The following is a 23,229-nucleotide window of genomic DNA, read 5'->3' on the forward strand; positions in this document are numbered from 1 at the left end:
CACTGGTCAGGACGGCCGCGCCCACTCGGCCAACCGGTCGGCCCGGACCTGCGGCGGCAGCACGTCGGCGAGTTCGCGCAGCAGCGGCAGCGGGACCGTGGAGAACTCCGGGTAGCGGTGGAACGGCCTGATCAGCGGGTGGTGCCGGGTGGGCAGGGCACCGGCGCGGGCGAGCGCGGCCAGGGCGGTGCCGATGCGCCGGCCGGGGGTGCCGGACGCGAGGTCGTAGCCGTCGAGTTCGGCGACCAGGGGGAGCCAGTGGTCCAGGAACGCCTCGACCCGGTCGCGGTAGCGCCGGTCGCCCAGCGCGGTGGCGAACGCCGAGCACAGCGCCAGGACCGCGGCCTCGTCGCCCGCCGGGTTCCTCGCGGTCAGGGAGAGCGATTCGGCGGCCCGGTCCGGCGGTGCGGCGAACACCTCGCCGAGCGCGGCCCAGGCGTCGACCTCGGCCAGCGCGGCGAGCGCGGTCGCGGTGTCGCCGGCGGCCAGCAGCCGGTCCTCCAGCACGAACCACAGCGGCCCGAGCGAGGTGCGGCGCCCCAGTTCGCCCTCGGCCGCGCCGAGCAGGCGGTGCGCGGCGGCGACCGTGCCGGGCACGTCGATCCACAGGTAGGCGGTGTCGGGGCCGGTGATCGTCCCGGGCGCGCAGCGCAGCGCCGTCTCCAGCGTGCCGCGCTGGGCCGGGGTCAGCTCGTCGGGCGACAGCGGCCGGTACGCGTCGCCGCTCGGGCGGAACTGCCGCTTCATCAGCTCCAGCAGCCGGGAGTGCGCGTTCGGCCTGCTGTCCGGCGGCGCGGTCAGCAGGGCGCGGTCGTCCGCGCCGAACAGCCACGCCGCGTCGGCCAGGTCGGCGAGGTCGCCGGTCCACGCGTCGAGCACCGGGTACTCGCCCTGGGCGAGGTGGTGCAGCAGCGCCAGGGACTCCGGGTCGGCGAAGCCGGAGTAGACCACGCACGCCGCCGCGGCGGCCCGGACGTGCAGCGAGGGGCTGGTCGCGGCCAGTTCCCGCACGGCGGGCAGGTGGTCGGTGCGCGGCCCGCAACGCGGCGCGGATCCCGGGGTGACGCGGTTGTCCCGGGCGGCCAGGAAAGCGTGGGCCAGGCAGATCCCGGCCGTCGCGGCGTCGGCGGGGTCGCCCGGCGCGGGCAGCCCGCCGGACGGCTCCCGGCCGAGCAGCACCAGCAGGCGCAGTGCCTCCTGGTCGCCGGTGCGGGTCCACGCGGCGTCTACGTCCTCGGCGTGCGCGGCGACGTCCGGCGCGTACTCGCTCGTCGCGCGCTCGACGTCGTCCGGGCGGGTGACGAAGTGCGTTTCGCCGACCGCGATCCGGGCCAGGAAGACCAGGGCGTCGGCGTTGTCCCGCCGGACCAGGTCGGCCAGGAACGGGATCGCGGCGCGGGACGCGCTGTAGACCGACCCCTGGTGGGTGGTCGCCGAGTACAGGCCGTAGGCGCCGAACGCCCGGTCACCCGGGTCGTCGCTGGTCAGCGCCTCGATGAAGCACGGCGTGAGGTCGGCGGTGCCGTAGGCGTCCTCCAGCGCGGCCCAATCGGGCCGGTGCAGGCCGGGCGGCGGTGCGGTGCGGCCCCGCAGCGGCGGGCGCTCGGCGTCGTCGCCGGCGTCCTCCTCCGCGAACCGGGGCGGGACGAAGACCGGCAGCTCATCAGCGTCGAACATCGCGTTCCAGCGGGGGATCGGGGGAGAGGGGCGAGCGAACCTATCACGCACCGGTCGGGGCGGGGCCGACCAGCGGAGACGGCCACGCCGTGACGCACGGTGACCGGGCCGCCCCGGTCCGCTGCCGGACGAGCTGCGGGCCCGCCGGGTTGGCGTCACGCTCGAACCGCGCCGGACACCGCCGGTCCCGGCGGCGGCCGGCTCGCTCACCAAGGAGGACGCCATGACCGGTGGGGCGGGAACGACCGTGGGAGTCGAGGAGGAGTTCCTGATCCTCTCCGCCGAATCGGGCCGGCCGGTGCCGCGCGCGCCGGACGTGCTGGCCGCGCTGGGCTCGGACGGCTCGGCGGCCGGGCCGTTCAAGCCGGAGCTGCACCGCTCGCAGATCGAGGCGGTGACCCCGGTGCTCACCACGATGACCGAGGTCGCCGGGTCGCTGCTGGCCAACCGGGCCGCGCTGGACGGGGCGGCGCGCGGGCTGGGGCTGCGGGCGGTGGGGGTCGGGACGCCGGTCCTGCGCGGCGGGCTGCCGCAGTTGTCCGGCGGAGACCGGTACCGCGCGTTCGCCCGGACCTATCGCGGCGTGATCGCCGACTACGAGACCTGCGGGTGCCACGTCCACGTCGGGGTGCCGGACGCCGACCACGCGGCGGCCGTCGTGGACCACCTGCGGCCGTGGCTGCCGACGCTGCTGGCGCTGTCCGCGAACTCGCGCTTCCACCACGGCCGGGACACCGGGCACGCGAGCTGGCGGATGGTCGAGCAGGCCCGGCTGCCCGGCGGCGGGATCCCGCCGCGCTTCGGCGACCACGCGGGCCACCGCCGGCACGTAGACCGGCTGGTGGACTGCGGGGTGCTGGTCGACGCCCGCACGACGTTCTGGCTGGCCCGCCCCTCGCCCCGGTACCCCACGGTCGAGGTGCGCGCCGCCGACGTCTCGCCCAGCCTGCACGGCGCGCTGCTGCAGGCCGGCCTCGTGCGCGGGCTGGTCCGGACGGCCCTGGCGGACCTCGACCTCGGCCGGACCGCCGCCGACCTCGACGGCCACACCGCCGCCGCGGCCCTGTGGTCGGCGGCCCGCTACGGCATCCACGGGACCGGTGTCGACCCCGTGGCGGGCCGGCGGGTGCCGGCCACCGACCTGCTGGGCGACCTGCTGCGGCGGATCAGGCCCGCGCTGGAGGACACCGGGGACCTCGACACCGTCGAGCGCCTGCTCGACCGCGTGGTCACCGGCCGGCACGACCCCCACCGGCACGCCTCGGCGGACCGCCTGCACGCCCTCGTCGACGACCTGGCGGGGCGGCTGGCCGTGCCGTACCGCAGCCTGGGCCCCCGCGCGCGGATCTGAGCCGCGCCGGACATCACCCGATCGGGTCGAACCCGGCGGTCCGCCACCGGGTGCACCCAGGCCGACCAGCGGGAACGCGCTCCGGCGCGACCCGCCCGGACCTCGCGGACGGTATCGTGCCGAGCACGATGTTCACTTCAGTGGTGCCCGGCGGGCCGGTGGGCGAGCACGTGGCCCTGCTCTGGCTGCACGAGTCCACGGGCCCGGGACGGGGCCCGGAACTGCGGCTGCCGACCGGCACGGTCGAACTCGTGGTCAACCTGTCCTCGGACGACTTCCGGATGCCCGCCGGGGACGGCAGCGGCCGACGCCTCCCCGGCGTGCTGGCGGCCGGGCCGTACCGGCACGCCTACCTGCTGGACCCCAGCCCCCGCGCGCACGTCGTCGGCGTGGTGTTCCGGCCCGGCCGGGCGCGCGCCCTGCTCGACGTGCCGCTGTGCGAGCTGGCCGACAGCCACGTCGCGCTGGAGGACCTGTGGGGCGTCGGCGCGGCGCGGGCCCGCGAGCGGATGCTCGACGCCCCGGACGCCGCGAGCAGGCTGCGGGTGCTCGAAGCGGTGCTGCGCGAGCGTTTGACGGGCTCGGAGCAGGCCGCGCACCCGTTGATCGCCGCCGCGACGACGTGGCTGGCCCGCAACCCGGAGCACCCCGGCGTCGGCGGACTCGCCGACCGGCTCGGCGTCACCACCCGCCGCGTGCAGCAGGTGTTCCGCAGCGAGGTCGGGCTCAGCCCCAAGAGCTACCAGCGCCTGCAGCGCTTCCGCTCGGTCCTCGCCGGCATCGACGGGGCGGGCCGGCTCGGGTGGCCGGCGTTCGCCGTCGAGCGCGGCTACTACGACCAGGCGCACCTCGTCCGCGAGTTCCACGCCCACAGCGGGCTCTCGCCGACCGGGTACCTGCGTGGCCGGGGCGGGCAGCTCAACCACGTGCCGCTGCCGCGGTAGGGCGTTTCGCATTCGTCCAAGACACCGGGCCGGTGGCCCGACAGGGTGGGGCGAGCACACCGAAACGAGGAGGCGGTCGCAGTGTCCGTGACGAGGATCGTGGCGTACGCCGGTGGCGCGGATCCGGCCGCGTCGCAGGCTTTCTACACCGAGGTGCTCGGGATGGAGGTCGTCATGCGGGACCCCGTGCTGGGGTTGGCCTCGCCGGTCAACCCGTCCGCGCAGGTGCTCGTCCTGCCGGACGGCGCGGAGGACCCCGCGCCGAGCTTCGGCCTCGACCTCGGCGACCCGGCGGCCGTCGACGCCGCGCACGCCGCCGCGCTCGAACAGGGCCTGCGCGTGGTCTACCCGATCCGGGACGAGCCGTGGGGCGTGCGCCGCTTCTTCGTCGAGGACCCCGGCGGCACGGTCGTCAACGTCCTGGCCCACCTGCGGTGAGCGCCGGCCGTCCGGGGCGGCGGTAGCGGCGGCGGTCGCGGAAATTGCGTTGCCCGACCGCACGTCGGGTGAACATCATGGCGGACATGGACATCTAGCAACCAGTGGCGCACGTGCGGGACGACGGGTTCGAGCTACTCCCCGTCCCTTTCCCGACGTGCCGTTCGAAACCCGCGCCCGGTGATCGGTGCGGGTTTCCGTCACACGACGTGAAGTCCGACGTCGTGCCGGCCGGCGCCCGAGTTCCGCGCGCCCGCCGAACGCCACTGTCTCCAGGGGGCGGTTCAGGGTGCGCGAAAACGCGCCGGCCCCCTCGCACGTCCTGGAGTTCGTCCGAACCATGAATCACTTCCGAGGTACCCCCGTGCCCGTCGGCGGCAGCCGCACCGGCATCGACCCGACCGGCGCGGACCGCAAAGCGCTGTGGGTGGTCCGGGAGCTGGGCCTGCCCGCCGTCGTCAAGCCGTGCGTGTCGTGCCGGTCCGCGCGCCACCGGCCCACCGGCAAGTTCCGGGTGAACGCGAACGGCAAGCTGCTCGACGTCTGGATGCTGATCTGCTGCGAGCTGTGCGGGCGCACGGCGAAGATCCCCGTCCACGAGCGCATCCACGTGCAGGCGCTCGACCACGGGCTGCTGGTGCGGTTCGAGGCCAACGACGCGTCCCTGGTGCGGCACCTGGTCACCGACGCGGCCCTGGCCGGCCGGTCCGGGTACCGGCTGGACTGGAGCGGCACCTGGGAGCTGGACACCGACCTGCCGTTCTACCAGCCGGAGCACGGCGACCCGATGCCGCTGGAGGTCGTGGTCCGCTTCGAACTCCCGGCGCCGGTCCGGGTCGGCAAGCTGCTCACCGCCGGGTTCGGCGTGAGCCGGTCCGCCGTGCGGGCCATGGTCGACTCCGGGCGCGTCCGGCTGCCGGTGGCCGTCGACGCGAAGGTCCGCGAGGACTTCACCTTCCTCGTCGTCCCCGGGCCCGCGTCGCGGGCCTGACGGTCGCATCGGACGGCCGCCCCGCGGGGTTCGACTCCCGCGGGGCGGCCGTCCGGTGGGGCGACGGTGGTCGGGGTCCTAGGACAGGGCCGCGTAGATCAGGCCCAGCAACGCTCCCGGGCCGGTCATGAGGCAGAGGCTGATCACGCCGTAGAACGGCTTGTCCTTGACCAGCATCGCCACCTGCAAACCGATCGCGACGACGAGGGCGGCGATCATCAACACCAGAACGACAACAGACATGGATGGGGTCCCTCGAAAGGCGTGGGCGCGCCGGAACGCCGCCGTCACCCGTCGACTGACGTCGGGGTGGCGGTCGGGTTCCCGGCGCGATGGGCGGCGCGGTTCACGCGCGCGGGCACCGGATCACGCCGAAGGGGGAGCCCGACTCGACCAGGGGACCGACGCGGTGGCGGTGGTCGCCGCACCGGCCGGGCCGCCGAGGTGGAAGCGCCGCTGTCGAGGAGGGCCGCCGTCCGCCCGCGGGCACTCGGCCCACCAGGTGTCCGACTGCGTCTCGGCCGGCGCGTGCCGGACCACGAGCGACACCCGCAGCCAGTCGTGGCGGTCGTCGTGCATCGACGGGGTGGACGTGGCCGACCAGCCGCCCGACGCCGCCGGGTACGTTCCGGGGTAGCCGACGGCGGTGCCCGTCGCGATGCCGGCGGCGATTCCGAGCAGCATCGACAGCGACGTGAACAGGAGCCCGAACCGGCTCGTCCGTGTCGCTGCCCGCACCTGCCCGGCTCCTTAGCTGCACGACCCACTCGTCGGAAGCGCACAGCTTACGTGGGACGCGCGGCGTCACTGCCCGTGACGACTGTTCGTGGCCGGACCGGGACCGCGCGGCTCGGCCACGGCCCTGCGGGCGGATGATCGGACCGGTTCGCGGCGGTCGGGTGCGGGCGGGGTGCTTTCCGTCAGGGTTGAGGTCGAAAGGGGGCCTGATGATCGCGGCACTGAACCGGCTGGTCGACCTGGTCGAGGAGCGCCTCGGCGAGGAACTCGACGTCGACGGGTTGGCACGGGCGGTCGGCACGACCGGGTACCACCTGCGGCGGATGTTCTCGTCGCTGGCGGGGATGACGCTGTCGGAGTACGTGCGCCGGCGGCGGATGACCGTGGCCGCCGCCGACGTCGTGCGGGGCCGTGACGACCTGCTGGGCATCGCGGTCCGGTACGGCTACGGCTCGACCGAGGCGTTCGGCCGCGCGTTCCGGGCCGTGCACGGCGCCGGTCCCGGTGACGTGCGCCGCGACGGAGGCCCCCTTCGGACACAACCGCAGGTCAGGTTCCGCCTGACCGTCGAAGGGAGCACACCCATGGACACCCGAATCGTCGACCGACCCGCGTTCCGGCTGGTCGGGCACGCGGCCCGGGTCCCGCTGATCCACCGCGGCGTCAACCCGCACATCCAGCGGCACGTCGCCGCGCTGCCGCCGGAGGCGCACGCCAGGCTGAAGGGCCTCGGCGACGCCGAACCGGCGGGCCTGCTCCAGGTCTGCGACGACGTGGACCCGGACGGCACCGAGGGCAGCGAGCTGACCTACCTGCACGGGGTCGCGGTCACGCGGGACACGACCGCCCCGGACGACCTCGACGCCATCGAGGTGCCGGCCGGCAGGTGGGCGGTCTTCCACACCAGCGGCCCCCACCCGGAGACCCTCCAGAACACCTGGGCGACGACCGCGACCGAGTGGTTCCCGTCCAACCCGTGGCGGCTGCGGCCGGGCCCCTCGATCGTCGCGGTCCTGGAGCGCGCCGCCGATTTCAGCACCGCGACCTGCGAGCTGTGGCTGCCCGTCGAACCCGCCTGACGGAGCCGTCCGATCGCCGCCCGGCCGGGCGGCGATCGGATCGGCCCGTGGCTACGCGTCGCCACCGCGCAGGGCGCGGACCATGCCGCGCAGGACCCGGAACGCCTCCGCCTGCTCGGCACCGGTCATCCCGGCCAGCATCCTGACCTCGACGGACCGGACGGCCGCGGTCGCCTTCTCCAGGCTCCGCCTGCCGCGCGGCGTGAGCCGCGTGGGCAGGACCTTCCCGACCGGGGCCGCCGCCGGCCTGGTCACGTAGCCGTCCCGTTCCAGGGCTTGGAGCAGCACGTTCATCGTCTGCCGGGTCACGAACGCGCCCCGGGCGAGTTCGGAGTTCGACAAGCCCGGTCGCTGAGCCAGCAGTTCGAGGCAGGAGTAGTGCGTCACGCTCATCCCCAGTGGCCGCAGGACCTCCTCCATGGCCGCGCGCAGCGCGCTCGACGCCTCTTTCAGCAGGTAGCCCAGTGACGTCTCCAGGTCGACGCCGGCACCGTCTTGACTCATGTCAGCATTCTGACATAGGTTGGGGCGTGTCAGAAAGCTGACACGAGGAGAGGAGCACCGTCATGCCCGCCACCGGACCCGACTTCATCTCGCTGCAAGCGCGCGACCTCGACGCCTCGCAGGCGTTCTACGAGCGGTACCTCGGCCTGGTCCGCTCGCCGGCCGGACCCCCGCACGCCGTCGTCTTCGAGACCAGGCCGATCGCGTTCGCCCTGCGCGACGTCGTTCCCGGCACCGATCTGGCATCCGTCGCCCAGCCCGGCATCGGGGCCGCGATCTGGCTGCACGCCACCGACGTCCAGGCCATCCACGACGCCCTGGTCGCCGACGGGCACGCCATCGTCTCCGCGCCGGTCGACGGCCCGTTCGGGCGGACCTTCACCTTCGCCGACCCCGACGGCTACCGGATCACCCTCCACGACCGCACCTGACCGGCCGAACGCCACCGGGCGGGTCGACCGGACCTCAAGGGAGGTGGGCACGTTTCGCTGATTCGCAAAATACTTTCGAGTTCTTTCCGGGAACCACCCTGTGAATGATCGGTGACGCGCGGTGCCGATCCCGGAATTTTCCACCGGCGAATTAACGCGGCACCCCGGTAATCCGATACGCGGGTTGATTGACCCTGCTCACCGGGTTGGGGAGAACGATGGGCGCAGCCGGTTCCACCTCGCTTCCAGGCACCACCCGAGACGTGTTCGCGGGCTGTTCGGCCGCCGAGCGGCTGTGCGACGAGGTGACGGCGGATCCCCACCGCGTGCGGGTCGTGGCCGTCTCCGGGCCGGGGGGCTTCGGGAAGACCGCCCTGCTGTCCGCCTTGTCGGTGATCTTCGAGACGGCCGGGTCGGGCGGGCGCGAGGTCCTGCTGGTCGACGACGCGCACGAACTGCCGGAGCACGAGTGGGCGCGGCTGGTCCGCCAAGCCGACGACGGCACGCGGCTCGTGGTCGCGCACCGGCCGTGGCCGGCGGCCCGGTCACTGCCGTGGACGCAGCCGCCGGTCGTGCTGGAGCCGCTCGACCGCGCCGCCGTGGCGCTGCGGGTCGGCGCGCTGGTGGCGGGCGAGCCGCCGGACGACCTGGTGGACCGCGTGTGGGCGCAGTCCGGGGGCCTCCCGGCGCTGGTCGTGCCGGTGGCCGAGGCCGAGCTGGCCGGTCGGCCGGTGCCGGCGCACGCGGCCGACCGGGCGGTGCACGAGTTCGACCGGGCGCCGGCGGCGGTGCGGGACGTGCTGCTCGCGGCCGCGCTGGGGTGCCCGGTCGAGGTGGACACCCTGGGCCCCGTGCTGCGGGTGGACCGCGCCGAGGTCGAGTCGGCGGCGGAGGGCACCTGGTCGACCGGGCTGCTCACCGCTTCGGGGACGATGGTGGCCCTGGTCGGCGCGGCGATCCGGCGGCACGTGCCGGAAGTGCGCCTGCGGGCGGTGCGGGCCCGGGTCGTCCTGGCGCTGCTCGACCGGGGCGAGTCCGCCGTGGCCACCGCGCCGCTGCTGGTGGACGCCGGTGCCCGGGGCGCGCGGGCGGCGGGCGTGCTGGAGGCCGCCGCCGACGAACTGCTGGCCAGCGACCCGAGGGAGGCCGGCGAGTACTACGCCGCCGCGGTGAGCGCCGGGGCACCGCCCGCGCGGCTGGGCGCGCGCCGGGCCGAGGCCGCGGCCCTGTCCGGCGACCTGGACACCGCGCTGCGGCTGGCCGAGGACGTGCTCGGCAGCCCGGACGGGCAGGCGCGGGCGCTGGCCGCGACCGTCGCCGCGACCGCGTTGGCCCACCGGGGGATGCTCGCGGAGAGCGCCTCGCTCTACCAGTGGGCGCGGCCGTCGACCAGCGCCGTGCCGCCGCTGGTCGGGGTGGGCCGGCTGGCCGAGGCGACGCGGCTGGTGGCCGACACCGAGGACGCGCGCCCCACGATCACCGGCACCGTCCGCTCGCTCACCGCGCACGGCGTGATCGAGTCCGTCGTGGGTTCGCCGGTGGCCGCCCTGTCGCAGTTGCTGCGCGCCGAAGCGCTGGTCGGACGAACCGGGCACGGCGGCCTGCTGCCGGACACGCCCGCCGCGCTGGCCGCCCTGGTCGCCGTGCACCTGGGCGAGCCGGACGTGGCCACGACGGTGCTCGACCACGCCCGCCACGGCGGTGCCGACCTGGTCCGCCACCGGCTGCTGCGGGCGTGGGTGGCGCTGGCCGCCGGGGATTTCGCGCGCGCGGCGGACGGGCTGCGGGACGCCACCGGGGGCCACCGCGCGGAGGACCCGCGCGACGAGCTGTTCGCCGCGGCCATCGAGGTCGGGATCGCCCGCCGGCTGGGCGAGCACGCCGACCTGGAGAACGCCTGGCCACGGGCGCGGGACGCGGTCATGCGCCACCCCGTCGACCTGTACGTGCTCCAGCCGGTCGGGGAGATCGCCGTGGCCGCCGCGCGGCTGGGCAAGGACGGGTGGCTCGAACCGCACATGGCCGAGGCCGAGGCGCTGCTGGCCCGCCTGGGCACGCCGCCGCTGTGGTCGGTGCCGCTGCACTGGTACGCCGTGCAGGCGGCCATCGCGGCGGAATCGCCCGCGAAGGCGTTGCACCACGCCTCGATCGTCGACGCGGTGGTGCACACCGGGGCGCTCGCGGGGGCGTGCGCCGAGGCGATCCGCTGCTGGCTGCGCCTCCTGGGCGGGGAGGTCGACGTGCGGGCGGTGCGGCACGCGGCGCTGGCGTTGCGCGAGGCCGGGCTGGTGTGGGACGCGGCCCGGTTGGCCGGGCAGGCCGCGATCCGCACCCCGGACCGCCGGGCGATGAGCGCGCTGCTGACCTGCGCGCGTTCCCTGCGCGACCAAGACCGGGGGCACGACCACGACGGCGACGCGCCCGCCGGGCAGGCGGCCGCCCGGACCGGTCCGGACCTCAGCGACCGCGAGGTCGAGGTGGCCGAACTCGTGGTGGCGGGCTTGACGCACAAGCAGATCGGCGAGCGGCTGTTCATCTCGGCCAAGACCGTCGAGCACCACATCGCCCGCATCCGCCGCCGCCTGGGCGCGGGCAACCGCGCAGACCTGGTGGCACAGCTGAGGATCCGCTTGTCGGCGCGGGACAACCGTTGGGGCGGGACGACAACGTGACGCCCCGGATCGCCGGCGGTCGGTCTGCCGGACCTGTCCGGCACGCACCTTCGCCTGGCTCAAGGGCTTCGCGCCGAACCGATCACCGAGCGGCCCGGTACCGGTCGCGGACCTCGGGGAGCGGGTGGAAGCCGGCCGACTTGTAGGTGGCGACCGCGCCGACGTTGGAACTCGGGGTGCAGACCAGCGCGGTCGACGAACCCAGCTCCCGCAGCGCCGCGGCGGCCGCCACGGTGATCGCCTTGCCGTAACCGCGACCTCGGTGGTCGCGGTGCACGCCCATCGGCTCCAGCAGGCCCGGCCTGCCCGAACCGGCCGACCACACGGTCACCGCCGCCACCGCCGCGCCCCCGTCGTCGTACGCGATCAGGCACCGGGCGTCGGCGTACTGCAGGCCGCCGGCCATCGCGTGCCGATCGCGGTCGCTGAACGTCGACCCGTCGAACGACGCCCGGTGCACGGCGGTCCGCACGTGCGCCAGCTCCGGCCCGGCCACCTCGATCCGCACGCCCGGGTCCTCCACCGGCTCGGCCAGGTCGCGGCGCAGCGGCGTCCACGGCTCGTCGACGTCCCAGCCCGCTTCGGCCAGCAGGTCCTGCACGAGCGCGTCCTTCGGCGCTTCGACGTTCACCCGGCCGGCCGGCAGCACACCGCGCTCCGGCCCGGTCAGGTCCTCGACCAGCCGGCGGTTGAGCTCCTCGTCCTGCCGCACGTCCGGCGCGGTCGTCATCCGCAGCAGGTCGGGGCAGTCCAGCAGCCCGACGGCGAGGATCCGGCCGTCCCGGCTCCACGTCCGGACGGCCGCCGCCGTCGCCTCCGCACCGAACCGCCAGAACCAGCCCACGTCTCCCGGGTGCAGCTGCATCGCGGTCCCGTCGGACTGCCACGCCCGCAGCACGCCCACGGCCTCGCTCAGGTCGACTCCCGGCTTGCCCAACACGATCGCCATGCCCCAGATCACACACCACCGCGCGAACCACCCGCACCCGAATTGCGCCATCCGGCCGGAACGGGCCCGCCGGCGGGCAGGGGCTGCTCGTCCAGCCGGTCCACGATGCCCTCGCAACTGCGCACGACGACCCGTGCCACGTCCACGAACGCCCGGCTCGACAGCGGGCTCTCGGCCCAGCGCTGCCACCGCTCCAACGCCGACCACGCCGCCGTGCGCCGTGCCCGCCGATCGGTGTCGGCGGGCACGGCGAGGCGGGACCACGTCCGGGCGCCCGTGCCGCCCAGCAGGCGTTCCGCTTCCTCGCCCGCGCCCGGCGGCAGCCGCACGGCACCGGACCGCAGGACGCCGATCGTGCGCAGCTCGGCCAGTTCGTGGGCGTCGGCCAGCACGCGTTCGACGGCGGTCAGCAGGGGCCCGGTGCCCGGGCCCGACGCGCGGCGCAGCACGGTGTCCACCGCGAGCAGCGCCGACCGCGCCTTGAGCAGGTCGCGGCGCTCGGTGAACAGCACCGACAACGTCTCGCGCAGCTCGTCCAGGCCGCTGCGCCGGGTCAGTTCGGCGGCCAGCCGGACCGGGTCGGCGAACCCCTGCCGGATCAGGGTCAGCGACAGCCGGATCCCGAAGATCCCGAAGCGGGCCAGCAGGCGGGCGTGATCGGGGCCGGCGCGGGTGAAGCGGTCCACCGAGAGCATCGCCGACTCCACCTCCGCGCGCGGCGCGGCGGACAGCGCGGCGAGCGCGGCGAACTCGTCGTGCCGGAGCGTGCGGGCGGTCTGGGCGATGAGACCGGCGACCGGGACGACGGTCTGGCACAGCCCGCGCAGCCGGGGGTCGGCCCGGTAGCGGCGGGCGATGCGCCGGGCGGACATCAGCGCGTCGATGCGCCCGACGCCGATCTCGTCCGCGCGGGAGAGCACGGCGATGGTGTGCACGGGGGTCGCCCGCGCCACGCCGCGGTCGTGGAAGGACTCCAGCAGCCGCAGGTCCGCGCTGTGCAGGTGGCGCATCAGGTAGATCACCGCGTCGGCCTCGCCCGGCTCGTCCTCGGGGGTCGGGAAGCGGGTGGCGGCGGCGGAGAGGCCGGTCGACGCCGACGCGATGCCGGGGGTGTCGATGAGCGTGGTGTCGCACAGGCCGCGCGTCGGCCAGTCCACGGTGAGCCGGTCGACGGCGTCCGGGGCCATGCCGGCCAGGCCCAGGGCGAGCGCGCCGTCCACCCGCTCGACCGGCAGCCGACGAGGTGCGCCGGCGCGCGGGTGCAGGGTGACGCGCGGCGTGCCGCCGTGCCGGTACCAGGTGACCACGCGGGTGCACTCGCCCGCGTCGGTGGGCGCGATCTCCTCGCCCACCAAGGCGTTGAGGAGGGTGGACTTGCCCGCCTTGACCTTGCCCGAGATGGCCACGCGCAGCGGTTCGTCCAGGCGGTCCAGGTGGCGGCGCAGCAGCGCGGCGGTGGCCGGGTCGTCGCGGTGGGCGTCGATCGCGGTGCGCAGCAGGGACCGCACCTCGCCGATCAGGGTGCCGGTCATCGCCGCGCCCCCACCGGTCCGGCCAGGGCGTCGGCGGCGGTGGCCAGGTCGGCCACCACGCCCAGCTCGGCGGTCAGCCCGGTGATCCGCCCGGCGCGCTCGCCGGCGTCGGCGTCGACCGCGCGCTGGGCGGACTTGATCGACTCGCCCAGCGAGCGGGACAGTTCGGCGGCCCGGTCGGTGAAGTGGTCGCGCAGGTCGCGTTGCAGCTCGCGCAGCATGTCGCGGGAGTCCTTGCCCAGCTGGAAGACCACGTCGTCGACGAACCGGCGCACGGCCGCCTTGGCGTCGCCGCGCCGCCGTTCCAGCATGCGCTTGCGCTCCTCCTTGACGACTTTGCGGCCCAGCAGCACGCCCGCCGCCAGCGACAGCGGGTTGACCAGCGCGAGTCCGCCGATGGTGCCCAGCATGCCGACCATGAGCGTGCCGCCGTAGCCGCCGCGCATCCCGACGATCAGCCGTTGGCCCAGGCCGTACCGGTCCGGGTCGGGGAACTCCAGCGCGACCGCGTGCGCCAGCGGCCCGGACGGGTCGTGCGCGCGCAGGTCCGGCAGCACCTCGCCGCCGTCGTGCGCGAAGTGCTCGGCGACCTGCCCGGCCAGCCACCGGGCGCGCTGGTGGGTCCACACGAAGTTGGCCGCCGACTCGGCCGCGACGCGCTGCCGCACCCAGCCGGTGAACTGCTCCCGCACCAGCGCCGGGTCGACGGCGTCCAGCTCGGCCTCGGCCTCGCGGGTGATCTGCCGCAGCCGGTCGCGCAGGTCGAACTCCACGTCGGCGATCAGGTCGGCCACGCCGTCGTGGAGCGTCTGCTGCCACCTCGCCGAGCGCTCGCGCAGCGCGTCCGCCCGCTGCCGCGCCTCGCGCAGCTCCGCGAGCAGGACCCCGGCCCGGTCGGGGTCGCGGTGGGCGGCCAGTTCGGCCTCCACCGCCGTGGCGAGCCGGTGCGCCACCCCGCGCACGTCGTGGGCGACCGACGCGGCGGCCAGCTCCGCCGCCCGGCCCGCGATGCGCTCGCGCAGGAGCAGCAGCAGCTCCGGGAACCCGGACTCCTGGTTGAGCGCCTGGTCACCGGCCCGCACGGCGTGCAGGCGCAGCACCGACGACACCGGCAGCAGGTCCGCGGCCAGGTCGGCGGCGGCCAGGTGGGCGCGGTCCCGCTCGGCGACGCGCCGCCAGTCCGGGTACAGGTCGATCTTGGTCAGCACGCACACGACGGTCGGGCACACCCGTGCCGCGTGCCGCAGGAAGTCCAGTTCGGTGGCGGTGTACTCCTGCGCCGCGTCGGACACCACCAGCACGGCGTCGGCGGAGGGCAGCGCGGCCATCGTGGCGGCCCCGTGCGCGGAGCCCAGGCCGCCGACCCCGGGCGTGTCGACCAGGCACAGCCCGCCGGCCAGGACGGACCGGGGCAGGCCGACCTCCGCGTGCCGCAGCCGGCGGTGGTTGCCGGGGTTGCCCGCTTCCGAGACGTGCTCGGCCAGCGCCTCGACCGGCACGGCGGCACGTGCCCCGGTGTGGTCGACCAGGACCGCGTGCGGGGCGTCCGCGTGCCGCACGGCGGTGGGCACGGCCGTGGCCACGTCGTCGTCCACCGGGCACGCCGGCGCGTTGACCAGGGCGTTGACCAGGTGGCTCTTGCCCTGCTTGAACTCGCCGACGACGAGCACCCGCACGTCGGGGTCCAGCAGCCGGTCGCGGGTCTGCGCGAGCCGCGCGGCCAGGTCCTCGCGGTCGTGGGCGCGCACCGCCCGCAGGGCGAGGTCCACGACCTCGATCGGCGTCCGTCCGCTCACCGCTGCTCCTTTCCGGGAAGGGGCCGCGCCGACCCGGTGCGGGGCGGCGCGGCCGGGCATGGCGGGCTCAGCCGACCGCGATGCTGTTGTCCACATCCACGTCGACGTCGAGGACGTTGTGGGACGCGATGTCGGTGTGGGTGTTGTTGAACGAGTCGTCCACGTCGACCGAGTGGTCGTCGTTGAAGGCGTCGTCCACGCTGTGGTCGTCGTTGAACGAGTCGTCCACGTCGAGGCTGTGATCGTCGTTGAACGAGTCGTCCACGTGGACGCTGTTGTCGGTGTTGGTCGTGGTGTTCGTGGTTGTGCTGGACTGGGTGTTGGTGGCCGTGTTGGTGGCGGTGTTCGTCGCCGTGTTCGTGGCCGTGTTGGTCGCGGTGTTGTAGGAACCCTCGGTCTCGTGGTTGTACGAGTCGTCGATGTCCACGCTGTTGTCGACGTCGTGGGAGTCGTTGCTCTCCCAGTCGTGGGAGTCGATCTGGTTGGTGTGGCTGCCGTTGGTGGCCACGGCGACGTTGCCGCTGCCGTGGGCGTCGACGTCGGTGGAGTAGTCGTTGGCCTCGTACTCGCCGGTCGCCTCGCCGTCGCCGATGGACACCGCGCCGCCCTGGCTCGCGTTGGCCTCGCCGACGTTGTTGACCTCGTTGTCGTCGCCCGCCACGTTGTGGTGGCCGGTGACCACGGTGCCCCTGATGTCGTCGCCCGCCGCGACCGCGCCTTCGCCCGAGGCGACGACCGGGTCGTTGTCGAACCACTGGAGGACGTCGCCGTCGGCCCAGATGTTCTGGTTGACCGAGTTGTCCAGCACGGTGTTGTGGCTGTCGCTCCACGAGTAGCTCTGGGTGATGTAGTGGATCTCGCGGATCGCGCCGTCCATCCCGTCGTGGTGGCCGCCCTGCGGCCCGTACGCCGCCGGCGTGGCCGCCGGGCCGGCGGCGGGACCGGACGCGGGTGCCGACCCCTCCGCCGGCCACGACGGGGGCGGCGGTGCGTGGTGGACGTGGTTGCTGTTGCCGCCGCCGTCCAGTTCGCGGTCGAAGGAGTTGTGCTGGGCGGTCTGCACGTTGTCCACGATCAGCGGCCGGGCGTCGCGGACGTCGGCGGCGCACAGGTCGTCGAACCCGTTGTCCTTGAGCACCTCGTGCGGGTTCGCGGTGAACGCGGCCCGCGCGTCGCCGCTGCCCAGCAGGTTGAGGATGAACTGGAGCAGGCTGATGTTGGTGGTCATCGGTCGACCCTTTCGTCGAGGAGGTTCCGATGACGCTACGTATCGGCGGCGGGCGTGCCATCGGGACAAGCGCCCACGCTGCTGCTAGCCCGATTGGGGGTTGGACACTGGTCCGTTAGGGGTTATCCACGATCGGCAGATTAGGGGATCCGGGGGCTAATAGTGCCCGCCCGCACACCGATGACCCGTGTGGACAACGTGGTCCGCCAGCCCGATTGCGCAGCGCCACCGGCGGCTCGCATGACTGTGCGTCACCGCAGTGACGAGTAGAGGGGCGAGCAGATGTCCTACGTCTTGGGTGTCGACCTGGGCACGACCTACACCGCCGCCGCGGTGTGCCGCCGCGAGTCGGGGGAGTGGGGCCCGGCCGAGGTGCTGCCGCTCGGCACCAGGTCCGCCGCCGTGCCCTCGGTGCTGCACATCGGCGCGGACGCGGCCGTCCTGGTGGGCGAGGCCGCCGAGCGGCGCGCGCTGGTGGACCCCGGCGGGGTGGCGCGGGAGTTCAAGCGCCGCATCGGCGACCGCACCCCGCTGCTGCTGTCCGGGCAGCCGCACACCGCGCACGACCTGGCCGCCCGCCTGACCCGGTGGGTGGTCGACCGGGCGGTCGAACGCGAGGGCGGCGCGCCCGACCGCCTCGCCGTCACCCACCCGGCCGCGTGGGGCGGGCACAAGAAGGGCCTGCTGCTCTCGGCGCTGGCCGCGACCGGGCTGGACGGGGCGGCGCTGCTCCCGGAACCCGTGGCGGCGGCCTTCGACTACAGCGCCGTCGAGCGCGTCGAGGCCGGTGCCACCATCGCGGTGTACGACCTGGGCGGCGGCACGTTCGACGCGGCCGTGCTGCGCAAGGCCGAGGACGGCGGGTTCGACCTGCTCGGCGACCCCGCCGGCGTGGACCGGCTGGGCGGGGCCGACTTCGACGAAGCCGTGTTCGACCACCTGCGCACCGCGTTCGCCCGCGACTTCGCCGCGCTCGCCCCCGACGACCCGGTCGCGATGACGGCGGTGACCCGGCTGCGCCGCGAGTGCACCGAGGCCAAGGAAGCCCTGTCCGACGACACCGAGGTCACCATCCCGGTCCTGCTGCCCGGCGGGCACGCCCGGACCAGGCTGGTGCGCGGCGAGTTCGAGGCGATGATCCGGCCGGCGCTGGACGAGACCGTGGCCCTGCTGCGGGCGTCCGTGCGTTCGGCGGGCCTCGCGGAAGCCGAGGTGGACCGCGTGCTGCTGGTCGGCGGGTCGTCCCGGATCCCCCTGGTCGGCCAGTTGCTGTCGCAGGAGTTGGGGCGGCCGGTCGCCGTCGACAGCGACCCGAAGGGCGTGGTCGCCCGTGGCGCGGCCCGGTCCGCAGTGCCCGCGCGTGCCGTCGTGTTCGCGCCGGGTGAGGTGGTCGGGCTGGCCGATGCGGCGGTGCCGGAGGAGGTGCCGGAGGAGGTGCCGACCCGGCCGGACGTCGCCGACATCCCGTTCGTGCCGCCGCAGCCGGCGCTGCGCCGGCGGCTGCTCAGGCCCCGCGTGCTGGTGGGTGCCGCCGCTCTGGCGGTGCTCGCGATGAGCGTGGCCGGGTCCGTGTCCACCGATGAACCGACCGCGACCGGCACCGCCGCGACGGCCCCCGACACCGACCCGGCGCTGCCCGTCGCCCAGGCCCTGCCCGATGCCGCGTTCGACCGGTCCGCACCGGACGGTTCGCAGATCGAGGCACAGCCCGTGGCGCAGGACCGCACCCCGCCGCCCGGCCGCAAGGCCAAGCCCGACCCGAACCTGCCCGACGCGGGCCTCACCACCGCCGAGGCGTCGCCGACCGGGACGACGGCCCGCGCCGCGTCCAGCCCGACCGCCGGCACCCGACCGCCGGCCGCCCCCGAGCCCCGGGCGGCGGCCGCGGCCGGCTCGCCGACGCAGACCCCGGCCGCTCCGGCCGGTCTCCCGCAGGCGACGGCCTACACCGCGCCGCCTGCCACCGGGAACCCGCCGGCCACGACCGGGAACCCGCCGCCCGCCACCGAGAACCCGCCGCCGCCGGTCGAAACTCCGCCGCCGTCCACGCAGGCCCTGCCGCCGGCGACCGGGGATCCGGCACCCACGAGCGAGAACCCGCCGCCCGCGACGGAGGAGCCCGCCCCCGTGACCACCGATCCGCCCACCTCGGAGGAACCCGCGCCGACGACGTGAACCGGCGTCAGTCGGCGACCGCCACGCCCAGCGCGTGGGCGAACGCCGGTCCGAGCGCCATGAGCTGCAGGGCGCTGATCGTCACGCCCTTGAGCGAGTCGAACCCGCTGTGGATGTCCACTTCGGACGCTTCGCGGAAGTCGACGGCGTCCGCCTTGGCGTTGTCGAAGTACAGCGAGGTGATCGTGCTGCCGGGGAAGGTGACGTCGGTGAGGGCCGCCTCGGCGAAGTCGACGTCGCGCAGCGTGCAGTTCACGAACGACACGTCCCGCAGCCGGGCGTTGCGGAAGTTCGCGCCGACCAGTTTGCAGCCGAAGAAGGAGACCCTGGTCAGCGTCGAGTCGTAGAGGGCGGTCCCGGCCAGCACGCTGGTCACGACCTCCGAGTCCAGCCACTGCGTGCCGACCAGGTCGGTGTCGATCAGCTGCGAGCCGTTGACCCACACGTCGTTGAACCGGCTGCGGCGCAACTGGCAGTCGCCGAAGACCACGCCGGTGAACGCGGACTCGGTGAAGCGGGCGTTGCCCGCCCGCGTCCCGGAGAAGTCGGACTTCTCGAACAGCACCACGTCGTAGTCCTCGCCGGGGACCGGCGGGCCGTCGGCGGCGGCGAGGTGGCGGGCGTAGGGGAGGTCTTCCAGGTCGCGCGGCTCGGACACCACACCTCCAAGTGATACATGTCGTCTCAATTGCGACACGTTGTATCATCTGTTCGGTGGAAGACGCCACCGCCGCACCCCCGCTGCGACTCGACGCACGCCGCAACCGCGACGCCGTGCTCACCGCCGCGCTCCGGACGCTCGCCGCCGACCCCGAGGCGGGCATGGGGCGGATCGCCGAGGAGTCCGGCGTGGCCCGCGCCACCGTCTACCGGCGGTTCCCGACCCGCGATCACCTGCTGCGGGCGCTGACCGACCTCGTCGTGGCCGAACAGCGCGCCGTCGTCGTGGACGCCACCACACCACCCGCCCCGGCGGCCGACGTGCTGCGCCGCCTGGGCCACGGGATCGTGCGCGTCGGCGAGCGGTACCGCTTCGTGGCCACCACGCCGGTCCCGGCCGGCGACCCGCCGCTGCGCGACCCGGCCGCGAGCGAGCCGCTGGTGGTGTGGCTGACCGAGGCCACCGGCCGGGGTGAACTCCGCGCGGACCTCCCACCCGACTGGATGTACGCGATGGTCCACGGGCTGGGCCGCGCGGCCAACGAGGAGGTCGTCGCCGGACGCCGGACCACCGAGGAGGCGGGCGACCTGCTCGGCCGCACCCTGGTGCGCGCCCTCGCCGCCACCCCGCGGCACCCTGTCACGAACGAGCCTCCCAGGACGTGATCGGTGTCCGGGGCGTGTCAGGCCGGTGACAGCTCCGCCGGCGAACGTGGTCGCAACACACCGCCACGGAAGGACGTCCGATGAGCAGCACCACGTTCGCCACCCCGGAACCGATCACCGCCACCGTGACCACGGCGGGTGCCCTGGTCCGGATCGCCGCCGGCGAGCGGTCCGACACGGTCGTGCTGGTCGAGCCCGTCGACCCCGCGAACAGGTCCGACGTGAAGGTGGCCGGGAAGACCGAGGTCGGGTTCGCCGACGGCGAGCTGTCGATCAGGACGACCAAGTCGGGCGCCAAGGAGGGCTCGGTCGTCATCACGGTCGAACTCCCGGCCGGCTCCGGGCTGGTGCTCGACGCGGCGTGGACCGACGTGCGGGCGACCGGCCCGCTCGGCGACTGCCGGCTGGACCTGGCCTCGGGGCAGGTCCGGCTCGACCACGTCGACGCGCTGCGCGGGAACCTCGGGGCCGGCGAGGTCGCGATCGGGCACGTCGCCGGCCCCGTTCAACTGCGGGGCGGCTCGGCCGGGCTGCGGCTCGGCGAGGTCGACGGCGTCGTCGAGTACACCGGGTCGACCGGGCGGATCCGGATCGGCCACGCCCGGTCCGCCGTCGACCTGAGCGGTTCCGGCGGCAGCTTCGACATCGACCGCGCGGACGGCGGTGTGGTCGCCGAGGCGGCGGACTGCCCGATCCGGATCGGCCGGATGACCGCCGGCCGGGCGGAGCTGACCAACGCCTCGGGCGGCATCGAGGTCGGCATCGGCGAAGGCGCCACCGCCCACGTGGACGCCGACAGCACGAAGGGGGCCGTCCGCAACTCCCTGCCCGTGCAGGACGACGCCGGCCACGCGGTCACCGTCTACGCCCGCACGCGGCTCGACGACATCGTCATCCACCGCGCGGCGTCCTGAGCCCCCGCTGCCGGGTCCGGCCCGACGTGCGCCACCGTCCACGCTCGGCACGGGGGGACGGCGTTGCGGCTCGCGGTAGGACGGGCCACACTCGGCGGAGTGGACCGTTCGGGGGAACGGCTGCTGCGTGAGCTGCCCGCAGCGACCGGGCAGGGTGCGAGCTGGGAAGAACTCGGCGCGGAGGTCTCGCGGGTCGTCGCGAGCGCGGTGCCGCACGACGGGCTCCGCCTGGCCGGGGTCGGTCCGGCGGCCGGGGCCGGGCCGGCGTCGTTCAGCTTCTGGCACGGCTACGACGCCGACTTCGGGCAGGCGCTGCTGCACCGCCGCTACGTCGGTGACGAACCGTTCAGGCTGGAGGACCTCGCCCGTGGACCGGTCGTGGTCGGTGCGGCGAAGGGCAGCCCGCTGCGGCCGTTGTTCAGCGCCCACGACGTCGGCGGCGAACTGCGGGTGTCGCTGCGGGACGCCCGAGGCGTGTGGGGGACGCTCGGCCTGATCCGGGCGCGCGGAGCCAGGCCGTTCGGCGGAGCGGACCTGGCGAGGGCGGAGCTGATCGTGCCGGCGCTGGTGGCCTTCCTGCGCCGGTTCGTCACCTCGGGGCCGTTGACCACCACCACGCCGAGCCCGCCGCCGGGCGTGCTCGTGCTCGGCCCGGACCACGCGGTCCGGGCGGCCACGGCGGGCGCGTTCGCCTGGCGGGACCACCTGGAGCGCCGGCTGCGCGCACCGGCCTGGACCGGCGCGAGCTTCTTCGCCGGGATGTCCGCCCAGGCCCGCGCCCGGCCCGACGCCGTGCTGGTGCTGGGTCCGGCGGCGAGCTACGGCCGGTGGATCGCCTGCCAGGCCGAGCGCCTGGGCGACGGGGACGTGGCGGTCGTCATCCAGGCGGCGACGACCGCGCAGGTGCTGCCGTCGTTCTGCTCCTGGTACGGCCTGACGGCCCGCGAACGCCAGATCGTCGAGCACCTCCACGCGGGAGCGGCCCCGAAGAACATCGCCCGCCGACTCGAACTCTCCGTGCACACCGTCAACGACCACCTGAAGGCCGTCTTCCGCAAGACCGGTGCCCAGGGCCGCGACCAGCTCGTCGCCGCGCTGAACGGCTGACGCGCCGCCGCGCAACCAAGGGGTGGCGGCCGCGGACGTGACCGCGACACGGTCACGTCCGCAGATCCGGGGTCAGCCGGCGTAGGGGGCCTTCGCCGCCTTCGCCGCCGTCAGGAACGCGCCCTTGTTCTTCGGCCAGAACAGGCTGTCCACGCACGAGTACTGCGGGAAGAAGCCGCCGCAACTGCCGCTCGCGGAGCCGAGTTCGAACGTGTAGCTCGCGATGCCCAGGTTGCCGTAGGTGAAGTCGTCGGTCGTGCCCGTCGTGTCACCCTCGGCCTTCACCGTGTACCCGTTGAACGCCGCCATCTTCCGGCCCAGCGCGGCCAGGCCCGACGCGTTCGGGTTGGCGTTCCAGGTCCAGCCCCACGGCGGCATGATCAGGTTGCCGTAGCTGTGCACCGTGATCATCACGCCCTTGGTCGTCACCGGTGCGGGGTCGGTGTCGCCGGGGCCCCGCTGGTCGGGGAACAGCTGCTTGAACCACGCCTCCAGCGCCTTGGTCTCCGGCTCCGAAGCGCCCGCCGTGCCCTGGTAGGTCTCGCCGCACCGGCTCGTGCCGGCCGCGCCCCACTTGAACGAGGAGTTGCGGTTCAGGTCCACGCCGTAGCTCGGGGTCGAGCACGTCGCCCCGGTGTTGTTGGCGTTCTTGCGCTGCATCAGCGGCTGGTTGCCGCCGGACGCGACGATGTCCACGCCGTCGGGGTTGACGATCGGCACCACCCACAGCTCGGTCGTGTCCAGGATGGACGTGACCTCGGCGTCGGTGCCGTACCCCTTGGTGACGTGGTCGATCCACCGCCACGCGAGTTCGCCGGTGGCCAGCTCGCGCGCGTGGATCTGCGCGATCAGGGCGAACCGGGGCTTCGCGGAGTTCGGGTTCAGCGCGCAGTCGCCGGCCTGCTTCTTGGTGATGCAGATGGCCTTGATGTCGTGGCCGCCCTGGCCGCGCGTCTTGCGCCAGCTGTCGCCGATGTCGTACACCTGCGTCAGCGCCGGGTACGCCGCCGCCACGTCGGTCAGGTGCTTCTCGTGCTCGGCCACCGTCCGGTAGCCGCCGTAGTAGGTCTGGACGCCGACGTCGGCCGCCCGGCCGGGCGGCACCGACTTGTACACGGTGTCGAACTTCTTCGGCTGGTAGCCGAGAGCGATCAGCCGGTCGGCCACGCGCTGGTCGCCGACGACCTGGATCGGGCCGTCGACGCCGTGCTCGACGTCGAACCCGGCCGCTTGCAGGGTGCGCTCAGCGGCTCCCGGGACCTGCCAGTAGTACGGGGTTCCATCGTGCGGAGAGGCCGCCGCGTTGGTGCCGAGCACCAACAACGCGGCCGTGACAAGACCTACCAATGCCTTCATCGACAGACCTCCAGACGAGCC

The 23,229-nt window shown here is 74.7% G+C and carries 21 protein-coding genes; 11 read left to right on the forward strand and 10 right to left on the reverse strand.

Annotation, left to right across the window (positions count from 1 at the left end; all coding sequences use genetic code 11):
• Positions 1-6 precede the first annotated feature (6 nt).
• The gene (locus AC0HI0_RS06030; RefSeq protein ID WP_480931249.1) at positions 7-1,677 is read right to left on the reverse strand and encodes a hypothetical protein; all 1,671 of its coding nucleotides are present in this window, start codon (positions 1,675-1,677) and stop codon (positions 7-9) included.
• Positions 1,678-1,900: 223 nt separating this feature from the next.
• On the opposite strand from AC0HI0_RS06030, the gene AC0HI0_RS06035 reads away from it, so the two are divergent.
• From AC0HI0_RS06035 to AC0HI0_RS06050, 4 genes are all read left to right on the forward strand, one after another.
• Positions 1,901-3,028, forward strand: coding sequence for a carboxylate-amine ligase (locus AC0HI0_RS06035; protein ID WP_480931250.1), 1,128 nt, complete (start codon positions 1,901-1,903; stop codon positions 3,026-3,028).
• Between the two features lie 128 nt (positions 3,029-3,156).
• Positions 3,157-3,972, forward strand: coding sequence for a DUF6597 domain-containing transcriptional factor (locus tag AC0HI0_RS06040; protein WP_480931251.1), 816 nt, complete (start codon positions 3,157-3,159; stop codon positions 3,970-3,972).
• A gap of 81 nt (positions 3,973-4,053) precedes the next feature.
• A complete protein-coding gene (locus AC0HI0_RS06045) occupies positions 4,054-4,410 on the forward strand; it encodes a VOC family protein (protein ID WP_480931252.1) in 357 nt (118 codons plus the stop codon).
• A gap of 364 nt (positions 4,411-4,774) precedes the next feature.
• Entirely contained in the window at positions 4,775-5,401 is a 627-nt protein-coding gene (locus tag AC0HI0_RS06050) for a DUF1062 domain-containing protein (protein WP_480931253.1), read from the forward strand.
• Positions 5,402-5,479: 78 nt separating this feature from the next.
• On the opposite strand, the gene AC0HI0_RS06055 is transcribed toward AC0HI0_RS06050, so the two are convergent.
• Positions 5,480-5,644, reverse strand: coding sequence for a hypothetical protein (locus tag AC0HI0_RS06055; protein WP_480931254.1), 165 nt, complete (start codon positions 5,642-5,644; stop codon positions 5,480-5,482).
• A 123-nt stretch (positions 5,645-5,767) separates the two neighbouring features.
• A complete protein-coding gene (locus AC0HI0_RS06060; RefSeq protein WP_480931255.1) occupies positions 5,768-6,139 on the reverse strand; it encodes a hypothetical protein in 372 nt (123 codons plus the stop codon).
• Positions 6,140-6,348: 209 nt separating this feature from the next.
• Here AC0HI0_RS06060 and AC0HI0_RS06065 point away from each other — a divergent pair, with 209 nt between their 5' ends.
• A complete protein-coding gene (locus AC0HI0_RS06065; RefSeq protein ID WP_480931256.1) occupies positions 6,349-7,218 on the forward strand; it encodes an AraC family transcriptional regulator in 870 nt (289 codons plus the stop codon).
• Between the two features lie 51 nt (positions 7,219-7,269).
• Here AC0HI0_RS06065 and AC0HI0_RS06070 read toward each other — a convergent pair whose 3' ends face one another.
• Positions 7,270-7,722 (reverse strand): MarR family winged helix-turn-helix transcriptional regulator, encoded by a 453-nt coding sequence (locus AC0HI0_RS06070; RefSeq protein ID WP_480931257.1) that lies wholly within the window; start codon positions 7,720-7,722, stop codon positions 7,270-7,272.
• A 62-nt stretch (positions 7,723-7,784) separates the two neighbouring features.
• Here AC0HI0_RS06070 and AC0HI0_RS06075 point away from each other — a divergent pair, with 62 nt between their 5' ends.
• Together AC0HI0_RS06075 and AC0HI0_RS06080 are read left to right on the forward strand one after the other, a co-directional pair.
• The gene (locus AC0HI0_RS06075) at positions 7,785-8,153 is read left to right on the forward strand and encodes a VOC family protein (RefSeq protein ID WP_480931258.1); all 369 of its coding nucleotides are present in this window, start codon (positions 7,785-7,787) and stop codon (positions 8,151-8,153) included.
• A 263-nt stretch (positions 8,154-8,416) separates the two neighbouring features.
• Entirely contained in the window at positions 8,417-10,825 is a 2,409-nt protein-coding gene (locus tag AC0HI0_RS06080; protein ID WP_480931259.1) for a LuxR C-terminal-related transcriptional regulator, read from the forward strand.
• Between the two features lie 82 nt (positions 10,826-10,907).
• On the opposite strand, the gene AC0HI0_RS06085 is transcribed toward AC0HI0_RS06080, so the two are convergent.
• The 4 genes from AC0HI0_RS06085 to AC0HI0_RS06100 form a co-directional block, all read right to left on the reverse strand.
• Positions 10,908-11,774, reverse strand: a complete 867-nt coding sequence (locus AC0HI0_RS06085) for a GNAT family N-acetyltransferase (RefSeq protein ID WP_480931260.1) — start codon at positions 11,772-11,774, stop codon at positions 10,908-10,910.
• Between the two features lie 8 nt (positions 11,775-11,782).
• Complete coding sequence (locus AC0HI0_RS06090) at positions 11,783-13,306, reverse strand: dynamin family protein (protein ID WP_480931261.1); 1,524 nt, start codon at positions 13,304-13,306, stop codon at positions 11,783-11,785.
• Positions 13,303-15,102 (reverse strand): dynamin family protein, encoded by a 1,800-nt coding sequence (locus tag AC0HI0_RS06095; RefSeq protein ID WP_480931262.1) that lies wholly within the window; start codon positions 15,100-15,102, stop codon positions 13,303-13,305. Before AC0HI0_RS06095 ends, AC0HI0_RS06090 begins: the two co-directional genes overlap by 4 nt.
• A gap of 67 nt (positions 15,103-15,169) precedes the next feature.
• Complete coding sequence (locus AC0HI0_RS06100) at positions 15,170-16,330, reverse strand: IniB N-terminal domain-containing protein (protein ID WP_480931263.1); 1,161 nt, start codon at positions 16,328-16,330, stop codon at positions 15,170-15,172.
• Between the two features lie 282 nt (positions 16,331-16,612).
• Between AC0HI0_RS06100 and AC0HI0_RS06105 the strand changes: the two genes are divergently transcribed.
• Positions 16,613-18,505: an Hsp70 family protein gene (locus AC0HI0_RS06105; RefSeq protein WP_480931264.1), complete on the forward strand. Its 1,893-nt coding sequence runs from the start codon at positions 16,613-16,615 to the stop codon at positions 18,503-18,505.
• Positions 18,506-18,512: 7 nt separating this feature from the next.
• On the opposite strand, the gene AC0HI0_RS06110 is transcribed toward AC0HI0_RS06105, so the two are convergent.
• The gene (locus AC0HI0_RS06110; RefSeq protein WP_480931265.1) at positions 18,513-19,163 is read right to left on the reverse strand and encodes a pentapeptide repeat-containing protein; all 651 of its coding nucleotides are present in this window, start codon (positions 19,161-19,163) and stop codon (positions 18,513-18,515) included.
• A 56-nt stretch (positions 19,164-19,219) separates the two neighbouring features.
• On the opposite strand from AC0HI0_RS06110, the gene AC0HI0_RS06115 reads away from it, so the two are divergent.
• The 3 genes from AC0HI0_RS06115 to AC0HI0_RS06125 all read left to right on the forward strand — a co-directional run bounded on the left by AC0HI0_RS06115 (position 19,220) and on the right by AC0HI0_RS06125 (position 21,852).
• Complete coding sequence (locus AC0HI0_RS06115; protein ID WP_480931266.1) at positions 19,220-19,831, forward strand: TetR/AcrR family transcriptional regulator; 612 nt, start codon at positions 19,220-19,222, stop codon at positions 19,829-19,831.
• An 80-nt stretch (positions 19,832-19,911) separates the two neighbouring features.
• Positions 19,912-20,745: a DUF4097 family beta strand repeat-containing protein gene (locus AC0HI0_RS06120; protein ID WP_480931267.1), complete on the forward strand. Its 834-nt coding sequence runs from the start codon at positions 19,912-19,914 to the stop codon at positions 20,743-20,745.
• A gap of 99 nt (positions 20,746-20,844) precedes the next feature.
• Positions 20,845-21,852 carry a helix-turn-helix transcriptional regulator gene (locus AC0HI0_RS06125; RefSeq protein ID WP_480931268.1) on the forward strand — a complete coding sequence of 336 codons (1,008 nt, stop codon included), beginning with the start codon at positions 20,845-20,847 and terminating at the stop codon, positions 21,850-21,852.
• 72 nt (positions 21,853-21,924) lie between these two features.
• Here AC0HI0_RS06125 and AC0HI0_RS06130 read toward each other — a convergent pair whose 3' ends face one another.
• The gene (locus AC0HI0_RS06130) at positions 21,925-23,208 is read right to left on the reverse strand and encodes a M14 family zinc carboxypeptidase (RefSeq protein ID WP_480931269.1); all 1,284 of its coding nucleotides are present in this window, start codon (positions 23,206-23,208) and stop codon (positions 21,925-21,927) included.
• Positions 23,209-23,229 lie beyond the last annotated feature (21 nt).

The sequence above is a fragment of the Saccharothrix sp. NBAS 001 genome (assembly GCF_056640475.1).

What these genes read in the sequence shown, in the direction of transcription:
- AC0HI0_RS06090 (WP_480931261.1), bottom strand. Translation starts at nt 13,306, where the DNA reads ATGACCGGCACCCTGATCGGCGAGGTGCGGTCCCTGCTGCGCACCGCG.
- AC0HI0_RS06120 (WP_480931267.1), top strand. Translation starts at nt 19,912, where the DNA reads ATGAGCAGCACCACGTTCGCCACCCCGGAACCGATCACCGCCACCGTG.
- AC0HI0_RS06040 (WP_480931251.1), top strand. Translation starts at nt 3,157, where the DNA reads ATGTTCACTTCAGTGGTGCCCGGCGGGCCGGTGGGCGAGCACGTGGCC.
- AC0HI0_RS06105 (WP_480931264.1), top strand. Translation starts at nt 16,613, where the DNA reads ATGTCCTACGTCTTGGGTGTCGACCTGGGCACGACCTACACCGCCGCC.
- AC0HI0_RS06075 (WP_480931258.1), top strand. Translation starts at nt 7,785, where the DNA reads ATGCCCGCCACCGGACCCGACTTCATCTCGCTGCAAGCGCGCGACCTC.
- AC0HI0_RS06065 (WP_480931256.1), top strand. Translation starts at nt 6,349, where the DNA reads ATGATCGCGGCACTGAACCGGCTGGTCGACCTGGTCGAGGAGCGCCTC.
- AC0HI0_RS06085 (WP_480931260.1), bottom strand. Translation starts at nt 11,774, where the DNA reads ATGGCGATCGTGTTGGGCAAGCCGGGAGTCGACCTGAGCGAGGCCGTG.
- AC0HI0_RS06070 (WP_480931257.1), bottom strand. Translation starts at nt 7,722, where the DNA reads ATGAGTCAAGACGGTGCCGGCGTCGACCTGGAGACGTCACTGGGCTAC.
- AC0HI0_RS06030 (WP_480931249.1), bottom strand. Translation starts at nt 1,677, where the DNA reads ATGTTCGACGCTGATGAGCTGCCGGTCTTCGTCCCGCCCCGGTTCGCG.
- AC0HI0_RS06035 (WP_480931250.1), top strand. Translation starts at nt 1,901, where the DNA reads ATGACCGGTGGGGCGGGAACGACCGTGGGAGTCGAGGAGGAGTTCCTG.
- AC0HI0_RS06100 (WP_480931263.1), bottom strand. Translation starts at nt 16,330, where the DNA reads ATGACCACCAACATCAGCCTGCTCCAGTTCATCCTCAACCTGCTGGGC.
- AC0HI0_RS06055 (WP_480931254.1), bottom strand. Translation starts at nt 5,644, where the DNA reads ATGTCTGTTGTCGTTCTGGTGTTGATGATCGCCGCCCTCGTCGTCGCG.
- AC0HI0_RS06130 (WP_480931269.1), bottom strand. Translation starts at nt 23,208, where the DNA reads ATGAAGGCATTGGTAGGTCTTGTCACGGCCGCGTTGTTGGTGCTCGGC.